Here is a 23,288-nt window from a genome sequence, read left to right as displayed (position 1 = left end):
GGGTAGATTCAAACTCGTGGGGGTTGCCCCACACGCTTTCTGAGCGGGCGGCCCTCGTCGACAGGCTCCGCCTGGGCAATTGCGTGACGCTCAAGCCGTCGAGCAGGTGGGAAGTACCTGACCGTCGACATGAACCGCTCTGACTCGTGACCACCTGACCCTAGCGTTCTGCGCCACTCATTTCGTTAGGAGTTCTAAGGCCTCTCTCAGCTCGGGCGTTCCTGCACCTGGTCCTCAGCGCTATCGAAGCTCAGCGGTCTTCCGCGGATCGTCCTCCAGAATGCGGGCCGCGAGCCGCCGCACTTGCTCCTCCACGGGCTGGTCGCGGGTGGTGAGCAGCTCGTACTGGTAGGAACGTGTACGCACCCCCGCTGCCTGGACCTGATGGAACACGACATCGACCCCCTCGGGGCTGGTGAGTTCCTCGGGGACGTCGGGCTCCTCGCGTCGTGGCCAGACATCCGTGAGGACGCAGCCCCACCGCTCGAACCAGCCGCTGTCCGCAAGGGTCTGCCGGAGCAGCCGGGCGGCGGTGTCCACCGGCTCTTCCCATCTGCGGTCCGCTGCGGCCCGCGCGAGTTCGGCTTCGTACTGGGCAGCATCGAAGTAGATGTCCGCGGGCACGGCAGTGACGTTGCCGGTGTTCTCCCAGGCATCCCAGATCACCTGATCGCCCTCGTGGCGCATGGTGACGTACAGGGCGCCGCAGCAACCAGCGGTGCAGGTTGGCTCGGTGATCATGACCCTGCGCGGCTCCTGCGTGACCGCCAGCGGCCAGCTCTCGGCAGGACCTGTCCAGTGTCGGCAACTGAGCGCCAACCCTTCCGGGTGGACTCCCTTCAGGACGTCTACGCCGTCGATCAGGGGGCGCACCTCGGCCCAAGGGTCCGCCGCCCAGTCGTCCGGGATGCTGTGCTGCAAAGTCAAGGTACTGATCGCCAGCTGATCGGTCATACCCACATGATCGGCTGACGCCACTGCAGCGGCACAATCATTTCTCGGGCGTGATCAGCCCCGGATGGTCGTGCCAGGACAGGCACCGCTCATGGTCGAGAAACCTGTCGAACTCACCACGTGAGACACGGAGCCTCTCCAACCTGTTCGCCGCGAGCGCGGTGCTCGGCTGATCATGCACCTTCGGTGTCAAGTCGCTCCGCGGACTGGAGCAGGTACTCGGGCAGCTTCGAACTGGCCGCCAACACCTCGAGGCCGATGAGGCGGCCCTGCTCGTCGAAGTCGAGGTTGATCATGCCGTCGACGTCCACGGGATCGCAGGGATACATGCGCGCGGACGTCACGCGAGCCTGCGGTTCGGTGAGGTACACGTACGCTGCGTTGACGGTCTTGTCGTAGGTCACTCTGATGTCTGTCACGGTGAGCGGTCCCCCTTACTGTCGTTGATGGTGGCGCTGTCCTTGTCCATGCCTCCGGCCACAGCGATCTCAGGCTGCCGTGGCGGGGTGCAGGGCCAGGACGGCCTTGACGATGTCGCTGATGTGGGGGCGCTGCAACGGAGTTTGCGCAGGAGCCGCCGACTCTTCAGGGTGGCGTTGGCCTGCTCTCCGACGGCGCGGATCTTGGCGTGGGAGGAGTTCACCGCCCGCTTCCCGGCTGAGGGCGGCTCAATCCGTGCCAGTGCGCGTCAATCAACGACACAACCAGACCAACGATCGGATGATCTGTACGAAGCGGCCGCCGAGCCAGACGAGGATGCCGCGCCGCCGACGGCCGTCCCTGCTGGACTGCTGACCGGATTACGTTTCCCCATCCGGCTGCCGGACCTCCGCAAGAAAACGGTTCTGCTGTGGGAAGAGATCACCCGAATGCCAACTGCTTCACCGCGTCGTACGTCCGCGAGGGACGCGGCGATCTCGTCTCGGACGGAAGGCCGCCGGTCGGCTCCGCAGGGGCGACTCCCCTGCTCCGCGCCGTCGGCGCGAGCCACCGTCCAGTCGCGTTGGCCGCCCATCTCGCTGATGAAATAGGGTGCGGGGCGTGGACATGCGGACGGCTATTGAGGACCTGGCGGAGGAAGCCGAACGGCTGATCCGCGACGGAGCGTGGGTCGTTTCCCTCGCTGACCAGCACATCGCCGCGAAGGCCGCCGCCGACCTGGACGCAGCCATCGGCACTTCGCAGTTCCAAGAGGGCCTTCCCGCGGTGGACCGGCTGGAACGCCTGCGGGAAGCGCTCGCCGCCCTTGCCATCGCCCTCGCCCACGTCCACGGACGCCTGGCCTGGTTCATCGGCGCAGCTGCCACGGCGTTCACGCCCGTCCTGCACTGGCGCGCCCTGCCTGCCGACGACGGCTCCACCTTTGGTGCCATCCCGCCGACCCTCCAGCAGTACACGGAAGCCGAAGAGGCAGCCCGTCGGCTCCAGCGCACCCTCGCCAGCATCACGGTCGCCCAACGCTCCGCCGACCGGGAGCCATGACCGCCCGGACCGGACCCAGGCCCTGTCCGGCGGATCTTGGCGGCCCCTGCGACCCTGATCCGCGGGACAGGCCTAGCGTGCTTGGATGACCGCACCGACCGTCACCGTCGCCGAACTTCTGAACCGGTTCCCCTCTTTGGCGTCGTACGTACGCCCCGGGACCCTCCTCAGGCCCTTTACCGGAAGCCCCGGCCCGTACGAGAGCTCGGTGGGCGGGGCGCCGCTGTGGCCCGCCGACGAGCCGTGGCCGCGCTGCCGGCAACCGCACCTGGTGTACGTGCGGGAGAAGCTGACCGTCGCCGAGCGAGCGGCTCAACGACGCGGGTCGGCCTGGGAAACGCTCCGTGCCTCCTGGTGCTCCAGGCTGCGGGGCCGCCGCACGTACCCCGCCCGCCGGGTCGGAGCCGCAATCGATCGGGCCGCAACCAGGTCGCGGACGCGAGGTCGGTCGCCTCGGCGGCCGCGGACGCGCGTCGCTACGCCGCCGTGCCCAGGGCCGGGCGGGACGTGAGGGTCTCCGTGTGGACCAGTACCGGCGTGGGTGTGCGGCGGCGGTGCAGGAAGTGGCCCGCGGCGATGGCCGCCGTGATGAGGAGGCCGCCCGTCACCAGGGCGCCGCGGGCGCCCGCGAGCTCCATGAGGAGGCCGAGGGCCGGCGGGGCGAGGAGGGACCACACGGTGCGGATGCTGTTCCAGACGCCGAGCACGCGGCCCCGCATGTGGGCGGGCGGGTCGGTCTGGAGGACGGTCGTACCGGCCGTGTCGGAGATCGACTCGACGACGGCCATCGGCAGGACGAGCACCAGGAGGACGGCGAGGGAGGGCGAGAGCCCGGCCAGGACCTGGAGGAGGGCGCCCGCCGTGGCCATGAGGCCGACGAGGCGGACCGACGGCTTGCGCAGCCGCGCACCGAGGACCGCGCCGACGATGCCACCGACGGCCAGGACCGTGGAGACCGTGCCGAAGGCCCCGGCTCCGCCGGCGAGCGGGCCGGTGACCAGGACGGCGAGGGTGAGCCCGTAGTTGCGGCCGAAGATCGCGCTGATGCCGCTGATGCCGGCGAGGGCGACCAGCCGCGGGCGGCGCGCGAAGAAGGCGAGGCCCTCGCGTGCCGTCATGTCGTCGCGCGGCTCGCGGACGGCCGGCGCCGCGGCGGCGGGCGTGGCCTTGACCGGCCGCAGGAAGGGGATGACCGCGGCGACGAAGAGGAAGGACACGCCGTTCGCGGCGTACGCGGCGGCCGTGCCGAAGACGCCGACGGCGAGGCCCGCGAGGCCCGCGCCCGCGAGGCGGCCCGCGTTGTGGACGAGGGAGCCGACGCCGATCGCCGAGGGGACGTCCTCCGGGCGGACGAGGTCGTTGCCGAGCAGGGAGCACGCGGGGCCGTCGACGGTGGCGATGAGGCCGGTCACGGCGGCCAGCGCCATCAGGACGCCCACGTTGAGCTGGTCGAACGCGACGAGGAACGCCGTCACGAACGCGACCGCGCCCAGCAGGCCCTGGCTGACGGCGGCGGTCAGCTTCCGGGGCCAGCGGTCGACGGCGGCGCCGCCCGCGAGGCTCATGAGCAGGCCGGGCGCGGCCTGGACGGAGAGGGAGAGGCCCGTCGCGGCGGCGGAGCCGGTGATCTGGAGGACCAGCAGGTTCTGGACGGTGAGCTGCATCCACGTACCGGCGTTCGAGACGAAATTCGCCACGGACCACCAGCGCATGCTGCGGTACGTGAGCGAACGCCAGGGGGAACGGTCGGCAGGGGCGGCCGAAGGCGTGGAGGAAGAAGACGCGGAGGAAGAAGGCACAGGAGGGCTACTCGGTGACGAGCCGGTGGACTCGGATGGCGGAATCGGCGGAAGAGAACGACGCGTGCTGCTCTGCACGGCCGGTCCACCGGATCTGTCTGCTGCTGCGCACCTCGTCGGAGGCGGTTCCACAGCGTCGACCATGGTGGCAGAAGTGCCAGTGGGACGAGAGGGCCCTCCGGTGCGCCGTGGGACGTCATCGACCGGTGATGTGCGCGCTGACCTGGGCTTACGGCACTTCTGGTGTGCTTGCTCACAGTGACCGTCCGGCATGCCGAGCGTAGTGGCACAGGCCACAGTGGGAGGAGCAGGACTCGGCAGGAGGAGGCACGGACATGGGCAGGGTCGACCTTCGGGGCAAGCAGGCGCTGGTGACCGGCGGCGCGCGGGGGCTCGGTGCCGCGATCACCCGGAAGCTGGCGGGAGCGGGCGCGTCCGTCCTGATCGCGGACGTCCGCAAGGAGCAGGCCCGCGAGCTGTGCGAGGAGCTGGGGGACGCCGCCCGGTTCGTGGAGCTGGACGTACGCGACGCGCGGGCGGTCGCGGAGGTGTTCACGGAGCTGGAGGCGGACGGTGGGCGGGTGGACGTGCTGGTGAACAACGCCGCCGTGGACGTCTCCAAGCCGATCGAGCACCTGACGGCCGAGGAGGTGACCCGGGTGGTGACCACCAACCTGCTGGGCCCGATGTACCTGTGCCTGGAGACCTACCGTCGCATGGTCGCCCGGGGCGGCGGCCACATCGTCAACATCCTGTCGACGGCGTCGAACCGCACCTGGACGGAGGCGGGCCCGTACTCGGCGGCGAAGACGGGGCTGCGGGCGTTCACGCACACCCTGTTCAAGGAGGCCCAGCGGGACTGCCCGGGCATCGGGGTCACGGGGATCATCGCGGGCGGCATGGAGACGCAGTTCATCCTGGAGCGCTTCCCGGACGCGGACGTGTCGCTGCTCCAGAGCCCGGACATCGTGGCGGACACGGTGCTGTACGCGCTGTCGGTGCCGGAGACGAGTGCCGTGTCCGAGCTGGTGGTGGTGCCACGCAAGGAGCCGTCCTGGCCGTGAGCCGGCCCGGCGCTGAACCGCTCCCGCCGTGAGCCTTGGTGGGCCGTCCTGGCCGTGAGCCGGCCCGGCGCCGAGCCGCCCCGGCCGTGATCAGGCCGGCGGCGCCTGCCCGGTCCGCAGCATCCGCAGGACGGCCCGCTCGGCGGGGCCCTGGGTGGCGGGGATGCCGTACGTGGTCTCGTCGCCGAGGTGCGGCAGCGCCGCCGCGACCGTGACCCCCTCCTCGTACAACTCGATCACGCGCGGGTTGATGTAGGAGGCGCGGCAGACGGCGGGGGTGTTGCCCAGGTACGCGGAGACCTCACGCGCCGCGCGGGCGATGGCGCGGCGGCGGGCGGTCTCGCTGCGGGCGACGGGCTGGGAGACGGCGAGCGCGATGGCGGCCATGACGGTGGCGTGCCAGGTGCGGAAGTCCTTGGCGGTGATCTCCAGCCCGGCCAGTTCCCTCAGGTAGGCGTTGACGTCGGCGCCGGTCACCTCGCGCCAGGCGGGGCGTTCCCAGTAGGCGAAGAGCCGGTCGCCGCCGCCGCGTCGCCGCATCAGGGCGGTGAGGCTGCGGCAGGTGGCGGGGTCGGCGACGGTCTGGATGAGCTCGCGGCCGTGTTTGCCGGGGTAGGTGAAGACGACGGCGCCGCTCTGGCAGCGGGAGTGCTCGCGCAGCAGGGTGGTCAGGCCGTAGCTGCTGTTGAGTTCGACGTAGCGGTCGCTGCCGATGCGGAAGAAGCCGAGGTCGAGCAGGCGGACGGCGGTGGCGAGGACCCGCTGCCGGGTGAGCCCGCGGTCCCCCAGGTGGCCCTCGACGGCCTCGCGTACGGCGGGCAGGGCCTCGGCCACGTCGAGGACGTGGTCGTGTTTGGCCTGCTCCTGCTCGGCACGGAACTGGGGGTGGTACAGGTACTGGCGGCGGCCCGCGGTGTCGGTGCCGACGGCCTGGAGGTGGCCGTTGGGGCGGGCGCAGATCCACACGTCCCGCCAGGCGGGCGGGATGACGAGCGCCTTGATCCGGGCCAGTTCGGCCGGGTCGCGCAACGGGGCGCCGTGGGCGTCGAGGTAGCGGAAACCGCGCCCGTGGCGGACGCGGGTGTAGCCGGGGTCGGTGGGCCTGCTGTGGCGGAGACGCAAGGGCACCTCCTCGGACGCCGCCGGAGGATCCGCGGGCGCCGGTGTGGGGTTGTGGGGTCGAGGGGGTACGGGGTGGGGTGGTGGGGCCGAGGGAGGTGGGGTCGGATCGCGGGCAGGGGCCTACACGGGCTTCAGCGGGTCGTGGCCGATGTCCATCAGGCCGTGGCGCCATCCCTCGCCGCCGGCCGTGGGCTCCATGTCCGGGCCGCGCTGGGAGCGGACGATCTCGCAGACCCGCCGCATGACCTCGACGTCGTCCTCGGTGAGGTCGGTGCGCCGCTTGCCGAGGATCTCCAGGACCCGCCGCCCCATGGCCTTCCCCGACTGGTCGGGCACGACTTCGGTCTCCTCGCCGGCCGATGCGACGTTCAGCCACTCCTGCAGCTCGCGCGAGGTCATGTTGACGACGGTGTGGAACTCGTCCCACAGTTCCGCGCTGATCTGATCGGACGCTGCCATGACGTGCCTCCTGGCGTTCCTCCCGACGTTGCGGACGACTCCCGGGTTTCCGGTGCCGACCGGACACAAACGTCACCGCGTCAGGGCGGGAGCGTCTGCTCGGCCCAGATCGTCTTCCCCGTGGCGGTGTAGCGGGTGCCCCACTGCTGGCTCATCTGGGCGACGAGGAAGAGGCCGCGCCCGCCCTCGTCCTCGCTGCCGGCCCGGCGCAGGTGGGGCGAGGTGTGGCCGGTGTCGGAGACCTCGCAGATGAGGGTGCGGTCGCGGATGAGGCGCAGCTGGACGGGCCCGGCGGCGTACCGGATGGCGTTGGTGACGAGTTCGCTGACGACCAGCTCGGTGGTGAAGGTGACGTCGCCGTCGTAGCCCCAGGCCCCGAGCTGGCCGGTGGCCAGGGCGCGGGCGCGGCCCACCATCTCGGGGCTGTCGGACAGCTCCCAGGTGACGACCTGGTGGGCGTCGAGGAGGTGGGTGCGTACGAGGAGGAGGGCGGCGTCGTCGTCGACGGGGCCGGGCAGCAGCGTGGCGACGGCCCGGTCGCACAGGTCCTCCAGGGGGCGGCGGTGGTCGGCGAGGACGGTGCGCAGGGCGCCGAGCTCGGTGTCGCGGTCCCGTTCGCGGCCCTGGACGAGGCCGTCGGTGAAGAGGGCCAGGAGGGACCCTTCGGGGAGGGTGAACTCCGCGCCCTCGAAGGGCAGGCCGCCGAGGCCGAGGGGCGGCCCGGCGGGCAGGTCGGGGTAGGTGACGGTGCCGGTGGTGGGGTCGACGAGGGCGGGCAGCGGGTGGCCGGCGCGGGCCATGCTGCACCGTCCGGTGACCGGGTCGTAGACGGCGTACAGGCAGGTGACGCCGAGGGCGGCGTCGTCGGGCGCCTCCTCGCGGCCGTGCGGGACGGCCATCTGCTCGTGGGCGCTCTGGGTGATGAGGTCGTCCAGCCGGGTGAGGAGCTCGTCGGGCGGGAGGTCCAGCTGGGCGAGGACGCGGACGCTGGTGCGCAGCCGGCCCATGGTGGCGGCGGCGCGCAGCCCGTGGCCGACGACGTCGCCGACGACGAGCCCGACGCGCTTGCCGGAGAGGGAGATGACGTCGAACCAGTCGCCGCCGACGCCCGCCTTGATGTCGGCGGGCAGGTAGCGGTAGGCGAGCTCCACTCCGGTGAGCCGGGGCAGGCTGCGGGGCAGCAGGCTGCGCTGGAGCATGAGGGCGGCGGTGTGCTCGCGGGTGTAGCGGCGGGCGTTGTCGATGCAGACGGCGGCGCGGGCGACGAGTTCGTCGGCGACCGGCAGGTCGGCCGCGCCGAACGGGTCGGGGTGGCGGTCCCGGGTGAAGGTGACGACGCCGAGCGGGGTGCCCTCGGTGCGCAGCGGTACGACGAGCCGGGAGGCGGCCGGGTCCGCGTCCGGCGGGGTGTCCAGGACGGGGCGGCCGGTGGCCAGGCAGCGCGCCTGGGGCGAGTCGGGCGGGTAGTCGACCGGGTGGCGTTCCCCCGGCGAGGGCGGGGGCGTGCCGTCGACGGGGCCGCCCCAGACGCGGACGACCCGCCGGGCGGGCGCGGTGCCGGGGCTGGGGTGGTCGCCCTCGAGGACGGCGTCGAGGAGGTCGACGGTGACGGCGTCGGCGAACTGCGGGACGGTCACCGCGGACAGCTCCTGCGCCGTGTGGACCATGTCGAGGGTGGTGCCGACGCGGCCTCCGGCCCGTACGAGCAGGTCGAGGCGCTGCTGGGCGAGGTAGCGGTCGGTGATGTCGACGGTCTCCTCGCACACCCCGAGCGTGGCGCCGGTCGCGTCCTGGAGGCGGTAGTACGAGCACGACCACACGTGGTCGTGGAGGGGGTCGGCGGGCGGGCGGCCACGGTAATGGAGCTCGATGACGGGCTCGCCGGTGCCGAGGACCCGCCGCATGGTCTCCTCCAGCGTGGGCGGGTAGCCCAGGGAGAGGATCTCGCCGTCGGCGACCATGTCGTCGGGGCGCAGGCCCGCGTACTGGGCGGTGCCCATCTCCTTGAACAGGGCGTGGTTGGTCCAGACGACCCTCAGGTCGGTGTCGTAGATGGCCAGGCCGACGGGCGACTGGGTGGCGAGGCCGCGCAGCATCGACTGGAGGGCCTCCCAGTGCTCGGTCTCGTCGGCGTCGGCCAGCGCGAGGAGCCGGGCGGGGCCGGTGTCGGCGCCCGGGCCCTCGGTCGTGTGGAACAGCGGGAGGGTCGCGGTGGTGACGCGGATGATGCGGCCGTCGTAGTGGCGCATGTGCAGGATCTGGCGGCGTGCCTCGGAGGCGCCGGGCAGCCGCGCGGCCATCCGGTACGCCCCGGCGCGGTCCACGACGAGATTGCCGATGGGGCGGCCCACCGCTTCCTTGGCCGGGTGGCCCAGCAGCGCCTGGGCCGCCGGGCTCCAGCCGACGACCGTGCCGTCGGCGTCCAGGACGGCGGTCGCCGCTCTCGTGACGTCGAGGGGGCCCCGGAAGTCGGCACCCTCGGCTGCGTTCACCGCGCTCATGGCACCTGCCTTCGTCGTCTCCTCATGCTCGCCCGGCCCCGGGGAGCGCACAACCGCGCTCACTCCACACGGGGCTCGGCCCGGCTCTCCGACGGCCGTCGTCGCCTGGTGGGCCCGTCTCCGGCCGGCCGCGCCGCCCCTGCCCCCGGCGGAGTGAGCGCCGGAAGAGGCCTACGCGCGGGAGGCCAGCAGCAGGGCGATGTCGTCGGGGCGGTCGGCGGCCGTCGTCGCCTCGCGGACCAGCCGGTCCGCCACGTCGGCCAGCGAGCCGGTGGAGACCGACGCGAGGGCGCCGCAGAGACGCTCGATGCCGAGGTCGATGTCGGTTCCGGGCTGCTCCACCAGCCCGTCGGTGAACAGCGCGAGGACCGCTCCCGGCGGCAGGCACAGTTCGGTCACCGGGTACGTGGCGTCCGGGGCGACACCGAGGACGACGCCGCCGGGCAGGTCGAGGACCTCGACCCGGCCGTCGGGGTGGCGCAGCAGCGGCTGCGGGTGTCCGGCCCGTACGGCGCGGGCGGTGCCGGTATCCGGGTCGAGGTCGACGTAGCAGCAGGTGGCGAACTGGCCGGGGTCGAGGTCGATGAGGAGCCGGTTGGTGCCGCTCATGATCTCCTGCGGGTCGTGCCCGCTGAGCGCGAAGGCGCGTACGGCGCTGCGCAGCTGGCCCATGGTCGCGGCGGCGGCGACCCCGTGGCCCTGGACGTCGCCGATCACGAGGGCCACGCTCCGGCCGGTCTCGGTCACGTCGTACCAGTCGCCGCCGACCTCCATGCCCTGGGTGCCGGGCAGGTACCGGGCGGTGATCTCGACGTTCCGCAGCCGCGGCAGGCGGTGCGGCAGCAGGGCGCCCTGGAGGCCGCGGGCGAGGGCCGCCTCGGAGTCGTAGCGCTGGGCCCGCTTGAGTGCCTGGGCGATGAGGCCCGCCAGCGCCGTGAGGACCGTGCGCTCCTCGGGGCTGAAGCCGCGGGGCTGATCGAACCCGAGGATGCAGGAGCCGATGGGGCGGCCGGAGGCGATCAGCGGCAGGAAGGCGCGGGCGCCGACGTGGGCGTCGAGGGGGATGCCGGGGTAGGCGTGGGCCAGGCGCTGCATCGACTCGAAGAAGAGGGGCCGCCCGGAGGTGAGGGTCTCCACGCCGGGCAGCCGTGCGTCGAGGCCGACGCCGTCGAACCGGTCGAGGAAGCCCTGCGGGAAGCCCGTCTCCCAGGCCAGGTGGAGATGGCGCTCGCCCAGGAGGTAGATCGCGAGCTGGCGGCCGCCGAAGGCGGGCAGCAGCTCCTCGGTGACCACGGCGGAGACCTGGCGGATGGTGACGGCCTCGGTCAGCGCGATGGCGAGGGCGACCGGGCGGTAGAGGACGGACGCCCGGTCGGCCGGCGAACCGAGCCCGGCGCCCAGGGCCCCGCCCGCGCCGCCCAGGCCCGCGCCCAGACCGGCGCCCGGCGCGGTCACGGAGCCCGGTGTGTACACGGGCTGCTCCTCGGCGGTGAGGGTGATCGTCAGTCCGTCGCGCCCGGGGTGGAGGGAGACCGCCAGCCAGCGGTCCGGGGCACGGTGGGCCATGAAGTGCACGGGCTCGTCCGACAGGAGCGCGGCCCGGAAGTGGTCCTCGTGCGCGGGCTGCCCCAGCCACGCCACCTCCTCCCACAGGACCCGTCCGACCAGCCGGCCGCGGTCCAGCCCGAGCAGGGTCTCGGCGGTGCGGCTTGCGTACGTGACCCGGCCGAGCCGGTCGACGGCGAGCATGCCCCGGGGCAGCCGGTCGGCCGCCGCGGCGACGAGCGGTCCGGTGCCGGCGTCGACCAGGGTGCCGGAGAGGCGGCGGCCGCCCGCCGGGCCGCCGTGGGCGGACAGCTCCAGGAGGCAGGGCCGCCCGTCGGCTCCGCGCAGCCAGATGCCACGGGTCGCGGGTCGTTGCCGCTCCCCCGCGTCCCTCGCGTTCCTGGTCTCCGCCGCGTTCCTGGTCTCACCCGCCTTCCCCGTCTCTGCCGTCTCCCCCGTCTCTGCCGTCTCTCCCCTCTCTGCCGTGTGTGCCGGCCCTGCTGTCTTCGCCGTCTGTGCCGTCTCCCCCGCCTCACCCGCCTCCCCCGTCTCCGCTGCCTCCCCCCTCTCCGCCGTCTGTGCCGTCTGTGCCGTCCCTGCCGTCTGTGCCGCGAGCGCCCACAGTCCGTACGCGTCCTCCGGCGACAGCCGTCCCGCCAGGGCCTCGATGGTGCCGGGGAAGCCGTCGGGTCCCTCGCCGCCCAGGAGGGCGCGCAGCCCCGCGTCGGCCGTGACGGCTCCGCTGCCGATGTCCCAGTCGAGCCGGCCGACGCGCACCGGTGCCGTCGTGTCCGCGGGCGGCTGTACGCAGACGGGCTCGTGGTCCCACGCGACGTCGGCGCCCCGCCGCGCGAGGTCCGCGAGGCGGGCGCCGAGGCGCCGCGCGACGCTTTCGGTCCGGTGGCGGTCGGCCGCGTCGACGGGGCGGCCCGGTGTGGCGGCGCGCAGCACCACCAGCACCCCGAACTTCTCGCGGCCGACGGCGACGGGCGCGTACAGCGACCCGAAGGGGAACGGCAGCCCCGCCATCAGCTGCGGGAAGCGGCGCATGGCGTCCTCGGCGTCGGAGAGGGCGACGGTCCGGCAGGAGCGGTACGCCTCGGCGATGGGGAAGGGGCGGTTCACGTGCATGCGCCACCAGGGCCGGAAGAGCGGGCCCGGCAGCCCGCACAGCACCGCGAGCCGCAGCAGTCCGGCCGTCCGCGAGCGCAGATAGACGGCGCCGACGTACCCGCCGGCGGCCTCGACGGCACCGACGGCGGCCTGCGCGGCGACCAGGGACAGCTCGTCGACGGGCCGCCCGGTGGCCGGGGGCCCGGCGCCCCGGCCGCGTCCCGCGTAGGCCGTCTGCCCGCCGCCCGGCCCGCCGGATGCCCGGCCGCTCCCGGTGGTGTCCTCGGCTCCGCCCGCCTGCACGTCGCCCACCGCGGGCGCGCCGCCGGCGGCCGGTGCCGCGCCGGGCCGCGCCTCCGCGCCGGCCGGGCGGGGCGCGGAGCGCGGGGCCGGGCCGCCGACCTCCGGGGCGCGCAGCCGGGGCGGGGCGTCCGGCGGCGGGGCGGGGACTTCCCCGTCGGGCCGGAGCCGTGAGCGAGGCTCGCCGTGCGGGCCGTCTGCCATCGTCGTCCCACCTCTCAGCGGGAGCCGGCCCGCGGGGTCGCGGCGCCGCGACCCCGCGCCGTACCGGGGGACACACGGGACACCCCCAGGATGCTCCCGCCGGGCCCGGTCGTGCACATCGGTGGGCGCTCCGGCGGCCGGAGGGCGTCGAGGGAGGTGAAGTATGTTGAGGACGATCGGGACTGGAAGGAGGCACGCCGGTGCCATCAGGGCAGCAGGCACGCGCACAGGCGGCCGCGATCAGGCCGGGGCGGCGACCCACCGGCGGCCGGCAGGGCCCGGCCGAGGCGGCCCAGCCGGGCGGGTCGGCGACGCCGTCCGGGCCGGGTGAGCCGGCGGAACCGGCCGGGCCGGACCGGCGGGACGCGCGGCCGGAACGGGACGAGCGGCAGGCGCCCTCGGACCGGGTGCTGGCGCTCTTCGGCGGCCACCGCCTCTCCCCCGCCCAGCGGCGCATCGCCCAGTACATGATCGACCACCTCACCGAGGCCGCGTTCCTGTCGATCACGGATCTCGCGGAGCGGGTCGGGGTCAGCCAGCCGTCGGTGACCCGGTTCGCCACCTCCCTCGGCTACAGCGGGTTCCCGGCGCTGCGCGAGGCGCTGCAGCCCATCGCCCTGGGCGCGGTCGCCGGGGTGCCGGACACCGACGACGAGGTCCGGCGCAACGAGCTGCAGGCGGCCATCGACGCGGAGATCGAGAACCTGGAGGCGCTGCGCCGTGCGGTGGCGGACCCGGGCCAGATCCTGGACGTCGGCCGGGAGCTGGCCGGGTCTGTACCGCTGACGGTGCTGGGCCTGCGCATCTCGGTGTCGCTGGCGGAGTACTTCGCGTACGCGGCGCGGCGCATCCACCCCGACGTACGCCTGGTGACCCGGGGCGGCAGCGTCGCCTATGACGCGCTGCTGCAGTCGAAGGAGGCGGGGGGCACCTGGGTGCTGGCGTTCGCGATGCCGCGGCACGCCAAGGAGACGCTGGCCGCCATGCGTGCGGCGCGCCGCACGGGGCTGCGGATCGCGCTGATCACGGACCTGACGCTGGGGCCGCTGGTCGACGAGGCGGAGGTGACGCTGACGGCCGGGACCGGATCACGCCTCGTCTTCGATTCGTACGCGGCGCCCGGGGTGGTGGCGGCGTCCGTGCTCCAGGCGATGGCGGACGCGCATCCGGAGCGGACGCAATTGCGGCTGGAAGGGTACGAACAGGCCGCCGAACAGCACAGTTTCTTCCTGGACGACTGACCCCCGCCGACGTCCGACGGACGCATCGCCGGGGGTGTTTTCACGCCACCGGCTCGCATGAAATTTTTCATGCACTTGCTTACTCGACGGTAAATATATTTACTGCTCGAACGGCCGGGACCGAGCACGTCGGTCATCCGGTACACCCCTCTCAAGGCCTCTGACAGGGCCTTGGGCCGGACACCCTCGATCGACGCTCCCTCCTCGCGCCGGTCCCGCGGTGTCCCGCCGGGCACTCCGTCTCCCCTCGGATGCCCGTGGCGGCCCCGGTCAACCCCTGGACCGGGGCCGCCTTAATTCGGCCGGTCAGGTACTTGCGGCCGTGGCACTTGCGGCCGTGGCGGCGAGCCTGGCGCGGGCCGCGGCCAGCGCCTGGTCGAGCTGCCGGGTGCCGGTCGTCACGCAGAGCGTGTACGTCACGTCGTCGAGCCGGCGTTTGAGGTCGGGGGCGATCGACAGCCCCTGAGCGGCGGCACACAGGGATTCGTAACGGGCGACGAGCTCCTGAAGCACCGCGGGATGCGCCAACAGCATGAACGTACCTGCCTTTCCACGCCACACAGCACACAGAGGGAGGGATGCCGATGCCGACCTCCCGAGGCCGGGTGCGCCAGTCCCGCGACCGGGACGCCATCCCCGCACTTGGATGTGCCCGCGCCGTCCGCTCCTCAACCGACATTGTGATGCAACCGTGACGGATCCGCGCAGCGTGGACACACAAGGCGATTGTCCGCTTTCCGGTGATGTTTCCCCTTTAGGCGGGTATTCATCGCACATGAACGTGAACCCCATCGAAATGCAGAAGGCCCTCGGCGGCGTGCACTACCCCGCGTCGAAGAAGGACATCGTCGGCACGGCGCAGAAGCACAAGGCCAGCCGGGAGGTCATGGACGCGCTGAAATCGCTGCCGGAGAAGGACTACGACTCGCCGGCCGCCATCAACAAGGAGGTGGGCAGGGAATCCTGAACGGGCCTGAGCAAGGGAAGACCTCCGCCCCGCCGCCCCGCCCCGCGGGGAGCGGGGCGGAGGCATGCCCGGGCCGCCTCCACCGCCCTCACCCGAGTGGACGGCGTGGGGCTGTCCGGGCGGCGCGGCCGCGATGCACTGGACCCGGCGCGTGCCGAAGTCGCCCGCACGGCCAGGCAACCACGACGAGCCGGTTGTCATCTTCCCTGAACGGTGGGCACGGATCATGCGGCCCGCCGGCCGCACACTGGTGCATGGAGTGAGTAGGTAATGGTCCATATTTCAATCGTCGTTCCGTGTTTCAACGAGAGTGAGGTGATCGACACCTTCCACACCGCGCTGGCCGCGGCTCTCGAACCCGCCGACGCCACCTTCGAGGTGTGTTACGTCGACGACGGAAGCGGCGACGAGACCCTGGACCGGCTGCGCGCGCTCGCGGCGACGGACCCCCGCGTGCGCTACACCTCCTTCAGCCGCAACTTCGGCAAGGAGTCCGCGATGCTCGCCGGCATGCGCATGTCGCGCGGCGACGCCGTCGTCCTCATGGACGCCGACCTCCAGCACCCGCCGGAGCTCGTGCCCCGCATGCTGGAGCTGCACCGGCACGGCTACGACCAGGTCATCGCGCAGCGCGACCGCACCGGCGAGGGCGCGGTGCGCAAGGCGTTCAGCCGCACCTACTACCGCCTGGTGCGCCGCTTCATGGACGTCGAGATCGCGGACGGCGCGGGCGACTTCCGCCTCCTGTCGCGGCGCGCGGTGGAGGCGATCCTCTCGCTGCCGGAGAGCAATCGTTTCTCCAAGGGGCTCTTCTCCTGGATCGGCTTCGACACCGTCAGCTTCACCTACCAGAACGTCGAGCGGGCCGCCGGCCAGTCCAAGTGGGGCGGCCGGCGCCTGCTCAACTACGGCATCGACGGCCTGCTCTCCTTCAACAGCCGCCCGCTGCGCCTGGCCATCCACACCGGTCTGTGGCTGTTCCTCTCGGCGTTCGCGTACGCGCTGTGGATCATCGCCAACGTCCTCCTGGACGGCGTCGACACCCCCGGTTACGCGACGCTCATCACCGCCATCGTGGCCCTCAGCGGCATCCAGCTCGCCACGCTCGGCGTCATCGGCGAGTACGTGGGGCGGATCTACCACGAGTCAAAGCGCCGACCGCACTACGTCGTGCGGGAGACGAACGAGCCCGCCGCCGCGCGCGCCGCGGCCCCGCTGGAAACCGCCGGCCGCGCCCGGCAGGAGACGTGAAGCGGAGCACGGGCCACCCGGGGCGGCGCCGCCCGCCGAGCGGGCGCGGCGCCGCCCTGCGCCAGTTCGCCACCTTCGCCGCGATCGGGCTGGCCAACACGGCCGTCTACTACGCCGTGTACGCCACGCTGAACCTCTGGCTGCCCTACCTCGCGGCGCATGTCGTGGGGTACGCGGTCAGCGTCGTCGGCTCGTTCCTGCTCAACTCGTACGTCACGCTGCGCACGAGGCCCACCTGGCGGGCGTTCGCCCGCTACCCGCTCTCCGGCGCGGCGAACGTCGTGGGCAGCGGCGTCCTGCTGCACCTGGCCGTGAGCCGGCTCGGCATGGACGAGAACCTCGCGGCGCTCGCGGCGGGGGTCGCCGTCACCCCGCTCTCCTTCGTACTGGCCCGGTGGGCCATCACCTCCGGGGCGGCCGCGACCCGTCGGGCCGGGCGCCGGGCCGGGCCGCAGCCGCCGCCGGAGGCCGGGGTCACGGAAGCCGCGGCGCGTAAGTGACCTTGTCGAGGTGGTAGTAGTCGGCGACGCAGTTGGCGGGCCAGGTCTTGCGCCCGTGGTCGCCGAACGGCTCCAGCATCTTGCCGACCGACAGCGGTGTGTACGGGGCGGTCCTGGCGCCGCTCGCGGCCTGCTCGCGCAGGTAGCGGTCCTGGTGGTCCCACTTCTGCGCCCGCACCTTCATGTCGTGGCCCAGGTGGTACAGCGGCACGGCCATCCCCGCAACGGAGACGGCGCAGACGGCGGCGGCCAACGCCATCACCAGGCCGTTGCGGCCCGGGCCCCGGGGGCCCTCGCCGCCGTCGCCGCCCGCGCCACCGCGCAGGCGCAGCGAGCGGCCGATCAGCGCGCCGGCACCGGCCAGCAGCAGGACGTACACCAGCAGGTAGTCGTTCCAGGTCCGCTCGGTGCGCACCACCCGCTCGCCGAAGGCGGGGTAGGTGATGACGGTGCACAGGTAGCCGCAGGCGAGGAAGGTGAGCGCGCCGAGCGCGGTCAGCAGCAGCGGGCGGCACGGCATCAGGGCCGGCCGGTGACCCGCCCGGCGCCGGGCCAGCAGGCCCAGCAGCACGCCGGCCGCGACGACGCCCACGTACTCCCAGGTCGTCAGGATGGTCTCCAGGATGCGGACGTACGCGCGCAGTGAGGCGATCAGCGACTCGGGGGCGAGCATGGAGACGGTCTCGGCGTCGTAGCGCTGGCGGCGGTTGCGCGAGCCGGGCGAGGTCACGAGCAGGAGCGTGCCGATGGCGACGCCCGCCATGCCGGTCAGCGCCCAGACGCGCACGTAGCGGCGGATCCGCTGGGCGAACAGGAGCGGGGCGAACAGCACGGCCACCGCGAGGACCACCAGGGCGACGACCGACGCCTCCTCGGAGAGCGTGCCCATGAAGACGCCCGCCACCAGCACCACGGCGAGCGCGGTGATCCGGCTGCGGCGGCTCCCGGCGCCGTACCGCAGCAGCGGCAGGGCGGCCGCCGCGGCCAGCACCGGAGCCAGCGTGTGCGACACGGAGGCGGCCGGCCAGTAGAAGGTCTTGTACGTGTTGGGCGTGGCGAAGAGGAAGGCCGCCGTGATCATCGAGGCGGCCAGCAGCGGCACGCCGCGCGGCGCGGTGCGGCCGGTGGCGCGCAGCGCGTACACGGTGACGGCCCACAGCAGGACCAGCATGAGGACGCCGCTGACCACGGCGTACCACTGGTGGCCGGCGACCGGGGCCTTGGCGTACACCCCGACGAGCAGGCCGTTGGCGATGCGCCCGTTGTCGGTGACGTAGAACTTCTCGACGAGGCCCCAGACGCCCCCGTCGCGTACGACGGGCAGGAAGCACCACTCGTCGGCGCTGGGGCGGACGTAGCGGCCGAGGTAGGAGGCGACGGCCAGCAGGCCGAGGGGCAGCAGCGCGAGGCCCGTCGCCCAGAGCGTGGTCCAGGGCCGGGGCGGTCTTCCTCCGTCCTTCTCCCGGCCCGGTCCCGGGCTGTCGCCCGGGTCGCCCGGGATGGTGACACTCGTTGCGCCGACGGACATGCTGTGTTCACTGCCTCTCGAAAAACTACTGGTGCGACACCCAAGAGGGGATTTCGCGCGGTGCCGTTTCCATTCGCCCGGACGGATTCGGGAAGCGCAACCTCAGGCGGGGTCAGACGGACGAGGTTGCGCCGAGGAGGCGGCGCAGGGACGCCGTCATCTCCGTGACGAAGGAGTCGCGCGTCTCCTCCCCGACGAGGTCGAGGGAGAGGTACGGATTGAGGTCCTCCAGCTCGACCAGGAGGAGGCCGCCGTCGGGGGCGCGGCAGGCGTCGACGCGCTGGATGCCGTGGTCGATGGCGTTCCAGTCGACGAACCGCTGGGCGAAGGCCAGGTCGGCTTCGGTGGGCTGGTAGGGGACGAGCTCCCAGCGCCGGTCGGTGCGCGGCGCGTACAGGGCGTACTGGAAGGCGCGGTCGACGAAGTAGAACGACACCTCGTAGGCGAAGTCGACGCGCGGCTGGACGAGGATGTCGCCGTAGGCGAGGTGGGGCAGCCGTTCGCGGGGGACGAACTCCAGGCCGATGGAGTCCGCGCCGAGCCGGGGCTTGACCGCGTACGCGTCCGCCTCGGGCAGGCGGTGCAGGTCTTCGGGGCGGTCGGCGGTGGGAATGACGGGGTATCCGGCGGCGGTCAGGTCGAGGAGGTACCGCTTGCCGGCCATGTCGCCCTTGCCGGTGAGCTGGTTGTAGACGGGCACGCCCTCGGCGAGCGCGCGGGCGCGGAAGGCGTCGTACGCGTCCTGGTGGTGGAGGACGGGGCCGCTGTTACGGACGACGACCGCGTCGAAGGCGCCCATGAGGGCGGCGGCGTCGCGCGGGTGGCACAGGGCGAGGTCGAAGCTCTCGCGGAGCCGGGAGGTCAGGAAGACGTCCTCGTCGCAGTAGCGTCGGCCGCGGGCCTGGTAGGCGAGGTCGGTGACGTACAGCAGGCGGGGGCGGGGCACGGCGGCGGGCACGTTTCTCCTGGTCGGGTCGGGGTGGAGGACCCAACCTACCGGCGTGCGACCACCAGTCGGCAGCGGGGCGTCCCGTCGGCGCGGGTGCCGAGGGAGGGGAGCGCGGTCAGGCCGGTGGTGAAGCCGGCCCGGTCGAGGTCGCGCAGGACGTCCGGGAGGCGGAAGGTGCGGTAGTACATGACGAAGCGCGGCCGCCACAGCAGGTTGCGCACCCGCATCGCCAGGTCGAAGCCCCACAGCGCGAGGTAGGGCCGGGAGCCGACCGGTGGGGGCGCCGGGACCGGGAAGGCGAAGAGGCCGCCGGGGCGCAGCGCGGTGTACACCTCGCGGAAGAGGTCGGGGCGCTCGCGGGGCAGGAAGTGGCCGAAGGCGCCGAAGCTCACGGCGAGGTCGAACGCCGACCGGAACGGCAGGGCGCGGGCGTCGGCGCGCACCCAGCGCTGCCGGGGTCCGCCGGGGGTGTCCGGGTGGGCGGCGCGGGCCTGGGCGAGCATGCCGGCGCTGAAGTCGACGCCGGTGACCTGCTCCTCGCAGACCTCGCGCAGGACGCGTACGCCCGCGCCGGTGCCGCAGCAGACGTCGAGGCCCGTACGGAACCGCCCGAGGGGCCGCAGGGCGTCGGTGACCGCGTCGAGCAGCCGGTCGGAGGTGCGGAACGGCGTCTGGTCGAACTTCGGGGCGAGCAGGTCGTAGCCGTGCTCGGTGGAGGACAGCGCCTGGACGGCGAGTTCGCGGAGGGTGGGGCCCTGGGGTGTGAACATCGCCGTCCAACGTATCCGCGCGCGGCGGTCGCGGGGTGGCGGTTACCGGGCGGTGTAGGGGTGCTCGCGGCGGGCGTGGCGGAGGACCGAGCCCCACCAGTGGAGCTGGTCGAGCATCACCTTCGCGGCGGCGTCGTGCTCCTCGGGGTCCCTGAGGTTGCCGTCCTCGTCGAAGAGGAGGTAGTAGCGGGGGAAGCTGACGTACTCGCGGACGGTGTGGGCGTGCAGTTCGCCGAAGACCTGGCGCAGCTGCTCGATGGCGAGGAGGCCGCCGCTGGCTCCGCTGTAGCCGACGAAGCCGATCGGCTTGGCCTGCCATTCGGTGTAGTGCCAGTCGATGGCGGCCTTGAGGGAGGCGGGGAAGCTGCGGTTGTAGTCGGGCGTGACGACGACCACGGCCTCCGCCTCCGCCAGCCTGCGGGTGAGGTCCGCCATGCCGGCCGGGCGGGGCATGTCGGGATCCATCGCGGGCGGCACCGGCGGCAGCGCGAGCGGCAGTTCGACATCGGCGAGGTCGATGACGTCGGCCTCGAACCCGCTGTGGAGCGCGGCCTGTTCGGCGAACCAGCGGGCGACGACGGGGCCGAAGCGGCCGTCCCGGACACTGCCGACGAGGACCGCGAGGCGAAGGGGCTGCGAAGACATGGGAAGGCTCTCCTGGTGGGTCGGGATGGATGACCGGTGCGGTCACGACTCCCAACCTGCCGTGGCGGGCGGACACCAGGAAGGCCGGGCTGAGACTGGTAGGGACAGGGCCACCCTCCGGGCCGGGGCGCTTGCTACCTTCGGCCGGGTGAGCGACAACGAACTGGGCCTGTTCCTGCGTACGCGCCGCGAGGCCGTCACCCCCGCCGAGGTGGGTCTGCCCACCGGGCCGCGCCGCCGTACGCCGGGGCTCCGCCGGGCGGAGCTGGCCACGCTGGCCGGGGTGAGCGTGGAGTACGTGACGCGTCTGGAGCAGGGCCGCGACCGGCATCCGTCGCCGCAGGTGGTGGCCGCGCTGGCGGAGGCGCTGCGGCTGACGGCGGCCGAGCGGATACACCTGCACCGCCTGACCAAGGGCGCGGACCCCACCTCGATGTGCGGCGCTTCGGCGCCACCGGTGCTCACGGTCCGGCCGACCGTACGGGCGCTGCTGGACCGGCTGGAGCCCGCCCCGGCGGTGCTGCTGAACCGGATCGGCGACCTGCTGGCCTGGACGGCGGGGTACGAGGCGCTCGCCGGACCCCTCGGCCTGCTGGACGGCGCCCCGCCGAACCTGGCCCGGTTCGTCTTCGCCGACGAGCGGGCGCGGGAGGCGTTCCCCGACTGGGACCGGGTCGCCGACGAGCAGGTCGCCGCGCTGAAGCAGGGGCCGTTCCGGGCCGACCCTCATGTGGCCGCGCTCGCGGACGAGTTGGGCGTGACGGCCGGGGCGGAGTTCACCGAGCGGGTCGGCAGGCTTCCCGGGCTCCCGGCGGCCACGGGCGTCACCCGCCTGGAGCACCCGGAGGCGGGGGCGCTGCGCCTGGCGTACGAGACGCTGGAGCTGCCCGCCGACGACGACCAGCGGCTGATCGTGCACCTGCCGGCGGACGACGCGACCGCGGCGGCGCTGGACGGCCTCAGCGGGCGCCGCCCGGGCGCGCTGCGGGCGGTGTCGGCGTAACGGGGCCTACCTCGTCTCGGCGCCGACCGCCGGGGTCTCGGTCAGTGACCACCAGTCGAGCTTGAACTCCCGGGCGAAGTCCGGGTGGTCCTCCCAGTGCCGGGCGATGCCCCGCAGGACGTCCCAGTTCTGCTCCAGGGCCTGGTCAATGACGCCGCGCAGCTGCGGTTCGGCCGTGGCCCGCTGCTCCACCAGGCCCTTCACCGCCGCGGCGGCCAGCGCGGTGTTCCGCAGGGCGCGCAGGGCCCGGGAGGTGTCGTCCATCCCGAAGCCGTGCTCGCTGCCCGTCTCGGGGTCGAAGAGCGGCGTCAGCCGCGCTTCGACGAAGGCGTTGATCCGGTCGAAGTGCCGGGCGTCCATGGGGGCTCCTTGTGTGCGTGCTCCGAGGTCGACGCCCGAGCATAGACGCCCCGGCCGGCCGGGCCTGCGGCCTCCCCCGAGGCCCGCGCGACGAGCAGGAGGAATGCTCCGCAGGCCGCGACGAGCAGCCATCCCGGGCGCGACGCGTCGGCGAGGCCGCCGGGTTCGGCGCCGGCGGCCAGCCCGCCCCCGGCGGCGACACCGACCGCCGCGCCGACCTGGCGGGCGGTGGAGGTGACGGCCCCCGCCACGCCGGCCCGCGAGGAAGGCAGCCCGCTGACGGCGGTGTTGGTGAGCGGCGCGTTGGCGAAGCCGAACCCGACGCCGATGAGCAGGTGGGCGAGGAGCAGCAGCGGGACGCTGGTGTCCGTGCCGGGGTACGCCATGCACAGGCCGCCGGCCGCGGTGAACGCCCCCGCGAGGACGAGCGGGCGGCGTGGTCCGCGCCGCGCCACCAGGCCGCCGGACCACGGGGCGCAGAGGGTGGCGCCGAGCGCCATGGGGAGGGTCGCGGCCCCGGCCTCCAGCGGCGTCCAGCCGCGGGTGTGCTGGAGGTGGAGCGTGGTCAGCAGCAGGGTCGTGTTGAGCGCGACGAACACCGCCACGGCGCCCAGCACCGCCGTGGTGAAGCGCGGCCGCCGGAAGAGGGCGAGGTCCATCAGGGGCTCGGTGCTGCGGAGTTCGACCCGGATGAACGCGGCCGTCGCCGCCGCGAGCGCGGCGTAACCGGCGAGCGCCCACGGCGAGGTCCAGCCGACGCGGGGTCCTTCGATGAGGACGCCGACCGCGACGCACAGCACCGTGGTGAGCAGGACCTGGCCGGGCAGGTCGAGCCGCCGGGCCCGCTGCCCGCGGGACTCCGGTACGAAGAGGGCGACCAGGACGAGGGCGGTGACGACGACCGGGGCGTTGATCCAGAACACCGAGCGCCAGCCGAGCGCCTCGACGAGCGCTCCCCCGGTGACCGGGCCGGCCGCCATGCTGAGTCCGAAGACGGACGCCCACACCCCGATCGCGCGGGCCCGCTCCCGGGGGTCCGGCATCGCGTTCACCACGATCGCCAGCGCCACGGGGCTCAGCATGGAGGCGCCGACCCCCTGCAGCGCCCGGGCCGCGACGAGGAAACCGAGCGAGGGGGCCACCGCGCAGGCCAGGGAGGCGGCACCGAAGACGACGAGTCCGGTCCGGAAGACCCGACGGCGGCCGAAGCGGTCGGCGAGCGCGCCGGAGGCGATGAGGAGGGCGGCCAGCACCACGGTGTAGGAGTCCACGACCCATTCCAGGCCGCGGGTTCCGACGCCCAGGCCCCGGCCGATTTCGGGGAGGCCGACGTTGACGATGGTGGTGTCGAGGCCGACGAGGAACATGCTCAGCGCGCAGACGGCGAGCACCGTCCACCGTCCGCGCGCGCTCAGCGGGGGTTGTCCGGCCGGGGGTGTCGTGGTCATGGGCCCGCCTTTCGTCCGCCGGACGCGTCCGGCCGGTTTCGTGTGCCGGCTCATGCTGGAGCGGGGCGGCGGCGGGGACCAAG

At 73.4% G+C, this 23,288-nt stretch carries 21 protein-coding genes and 1 pseudogene; 7 read left to right on the top strand and 15 right to left on the bottom strand.

Annotated features, from left to right (window positions below):
* Positions 1-240: 240 nt before the first annotated feature.
* The 3 genes and pseudogenes from AB0A69_RS20385 to AB0A69_RS20375 all read right to left on the bottom strand — a co-directional run.
* The gene (locus tag AB0A69_RS20385) at positions 241-954 is read right to left on the bottom strand and encodes a hypothetical protein (RefSeq protein WP_361423526.1); all 714 of its coding nucleotides are present in this window, start codon (positions 952-954) and stop codon (positions 241-243) included.
* A gap of 173 nt (positions 955-1,127) precedes the next feature.
* Complete coding sequence (locus AB0A69_RS20380) at positions 1,128-1,373, bottom strand: DUF2283 domain-containing protein (protein WP_361423523.1); 246 nt, start codon at positions 1,371-1,373, stop codon at positions 1,128-1,130.
* 69 nt (positions 1,374-1,442) lie between these two features.
* Positions 1,443-1,612, bottom strand: a pseudogene (locus AB0A69_RS20375) (IS5/IS1182 family transposase); the annotation flags it as partial.
* A gap of 389 nt (positions 1,613-2,001) precedes the next feature.
* Here AB0A69_RS20375 and AB0A69_RS20370 point away from each other — a divergent pair.
* Positions 2,002-2,436: a hypothetical protein gene (locus tag AB0A69_RS20370; protein ID WP_361423777.1), complete on the top strand. Its 435-nt coding sequence runs from the start codon at positions 2,002-2,004 to the stop codon at positions 2,434-2,436.
* A gap of 476 nt (positions 2,437-2,912) precedes the next feature.
* Here the strand turns inward: AB0A69_RS20370 and AB0A69_RS20365 are convergent, their stop codons facing one another.
* Positions 2,913-4,235: an MFS transporter gene (locus AB0A69_RS20365; RefSeq protein WP_361423520.1), complete on the bottom strand. Its 1,323-nt coding sequence runs from the start codon at positions 4,233-4,235 to the stop codon at positions 2,913-2,915.
* A 335-nt stretch (positions 4,236-4,570) separates the two neighbouring features.
* Here AB0A69_RS20365 and AB0A69_RS20360 point away from each other — a divergent pair, with 335 nt between their 5' ends.
* Positions 4,571-5,299 carry an SDR family oxidoreductase gene (locus AB0A69_RS20360; RefSeq protein ID WP_361423517.1) on the top strand — a complete coding sequence of 243 codons (729 nt, stop codon included), beginning with the start codon at positions 4,571-4,573 and terminating at the stop codon, positions 5,297-5,299.
* 90 nt (positions 5,300-5,389) lie between these two features.
* Here AB0A69_RS20360 and AB0A69_RS20355 read toward each other — a convergent pair whose 3' ends face one another.
* From AB0A69_RS20355 to AB0A69_RS20340, 4 genes are all read right to left on the bottom strand, one after another.
* Positions 5,390-6,421, bottom strand: coding sequence for a DNA topoisomerase IB (locus AB0A69_RS20355; RefSeq protein ID WP_361423514.1), 1,032 nt, complete (start codon positions 6,419-6,421; stop codon positions 5,390-5,392).
* 120 nt (positions 6,422-6,541) lie between these two features.
* Complete coding sequence (locus AB0A69_RS20350; RefSeq protein ID WP_361423511.1) at positions 6,542-6,880, bottom strand: DUF3140 domain-containing protein; 339 nt, start codon at positions 6,878-6,880, stop codon at positions 6,542-6,544.
* A gap of 80 nt (positions 6,881-6,960) precedes the next feature.
* Positions 6,961-9,381 carry a SpoIIE family protein phosphatase gene (locus AB0A69_RS20345; protein WP_361423508.1) on the bottom strand — a complete coding sequence of 807 codons (2,421 nt, stop codon included), beginning with the start codon at positions 9,379-9,381 and terminating at the stop codon, positions 6,961-6,963.
* Between the two features lie 171 nt (positions 9,382-9,552).
* A complete protein-coding gene (locus AB0A69_RS20340) occupies positions 9,553-12,543 on the bottom strand; it encodes a SpoIIE family protein phosphatase (protein ID WP_361423506.1) in 2,991 nt (996 codons plus the stop codon).
* A gap of 200 nt (positions 12,544-12,743) precedes the next feature.
* Between AB0A69_RS20340 and AB0A69_RS20335 the strand changes: the two genes are divergently transcribed.
* Positions 12,744-13,784 carry a MurR/RpiR family transcriptional regulator gene (locus AB0A69_RS20335; RefSeq protein WP_361423503.1) on the top strand — a complete coding sequence of 347 codons (1,041 nt, stop codon included), beginning with the start codon at positions 12,744-12,746 and terminating at the stop codon, positions 13,782-13,784.
* Between the two features lie 306 nt (positions 13,785-14,090).
* Here the strand turns inward: AB0A69_RS20335 and AB0A69_RS20330 are convergent, their stop codons facing one another.
* On the bottom strand, positions 14,091-14,318 hold the full coding sequence (locus AB0A69_RS20330) for a DUF5133 domain-containing protein (protein ID WP_361423500.1): 228 nt from the start codon (positions 14,316-14,318) through the stop codon (positions 14,091-14,093).
* Between the two features lie 241 nt (positions 14,319-14,559).
* On the opposite strand from AB0A69_RS20330, the gene AB0A69_RS20325 reads away from it, so the two are divergent.
* The 3 genes from AB0A69_RS20325 to AB0A69_RS20315 all read left to right on the top strand — a co-directional run bounded on the left by AB0A69_RS20325 (position 14,560) and on the right by AB0A69_RS20315 (position 16,502).
* Positions 14,560-14,751 carry a DUF2795 domain-containing protein gene (locus AB0A69_RS20325; RefSeq protein ID WP_361423497.1) on the top strand — a complete coding sequence of 64 codons (192 nt, stop codon included), beginning with the start codon at positions 14,560-14,562 and terminating at the stop codon, positions 14,749-14,751.
* 315 nt (positions 14,752-15,066) lie between these two features.
* A complete protein-coding gene (locus AB0A69_RS20320) occupies positions 15,067-16,002 on the top strand; it encodes a glycosyltransferase family 2 protein (protein WP_361423495.1) in 936 nt (311 codons plus the stop codon).
* Positions 15,999-16,502 carry a GtrA family protein gene (locus AB0A69_RS20315; RefSeq protein WP_361423492.1) on the top strand — a complete coding sequence of 168 codons (504 nt, stop codon included), beginning with the start codon at positions 15,999-16,001 and terminating at the stop codon, positions 16,500-16,502. Before AB0A69_RS20320 ends, AB0A69_RS20315 begins: the two co-directional genes overlap by 4 nt.
* Here AB0A69_RS20315 and AB0A69_RS20310 read toward each other — a convergent pair.
* The 4 genes from AB0A69_RS20310 to AB0A69_RS20295 all read right to left on the bottom strand — a co-directional run bounded on the left by AB0A69_RS20310 (position 16,477) and on the right by AB0A69_RS20295 (position 20,394).
* Positions 16,477-18,030 carry a DUF6056 family protein gene (locus AB0A69_RS20310; protein ID WP_361423490.1) on the bottom strand — a complete coding sequence of 518 codons (1,554 nt, stop codon included), beginning with the start codon at positions 18,028-18,030 and terminating at the stop codon, positions 16,477-16,479. The genes AB0A69_RS20315 and AB0A69_RS20310 overlap by 26 nt on opposite strands.
* 112 nt (positions 18,031-18,142) lie before the next feature.
* Positions 18,143-18,988, bottom strand: a complete 846-nt coding sequence (locus AB0A69_RS20305) for a hypothetical protein (protein ID WP_361423487.1) — start codon at positions 18,986-18,988, stop codon at positions 18,143-18,145.
* 35 nt (positions 18,989-19,023) lie between these two features.
* A complete protein-coding gene (locus tag AB0A69_RS20300) occupies positions 19,024-19,749 on the bottom strand; it encodes a class I SAM-dependent methyltransferase (RefSeq protein ID WP_361423485.1) in 726 nt (241 codons plus the stop codon).
* 42 nt (positions 19,750-19,791) lie between these two features.
* Positions 19,792-20,394 carry an NAD(P)H-dependent oxidoreductase gene (locus AB0A69_RS20295; RefSeq protein ID WP_361423482.1) on the bottom strand — a complete coding sequence of 201 codons (603 nt, stop codon included), beginning with the start codon at positions 20,392-20,394 and terminating at the stop codon, positions 19,792-19,794.
* A gap of 148 nt (positions 20,395-20,542) precedes the next feature.
* Here AB0A69_RS20295 and AB0A69_RS20290 point away from each other — a divergent pair, with 148 nt between their 5' ends.
* Complete coding sequence (locus tag AB0A69_RS20290) at positions 20,543-21,397, top strand: helix-turn-helix transcriptional regulator (RefSeq protein ID WP_361423479.1); 855 nt, start codon at positions 20,543-20,545, stop codon at positions 21,395-21,397.
* A 6-nt stretch (positions 21,398-21,403) separates the two neighbouring features.
* Here AB0A69_RS20290 and AB0A69_RS20285 read toward each other — a convergent pair whose 3' ends face one another.
* Complete coding sequence (locus AB0A69_RS20285) at positions 21,404-21,757, bottom strand: hypothetical protein (RefSeq protein ID WP_361423476.1); 354 nt, start codon at positions 21,755-21,757, stop codon at positions 21,404-21,406.
* On the bottom strand, positions 21,706-23,205 hold the full coding sequence (locus tag AB0A69_RS20280; RefSeq protein ID WP_361423473.1) for an MFS transporter: 1,500 nt from the start codon (positions 23,203-23,205) through the stop codon (positions 21,706-21,708). Before AB0A69_RS20280 ends, AB0A69_RS20285 begins: the two co-directional genes overlap by 52 nt.
* Positions 23,206-23,288: the final 83 nt, after the last annotated feature.

The organism is Streptomyces sp. NPDC045431 (assembly GCF_040646655.1).
GTDB lineage: Bacteria > Actinomycetota > Actinomycetes > Streptomycetales > Streptomycetaceae > Streptomyces.
This window is presented reverse-complemented; position numbering and strand designations above follow the sequence as displayed.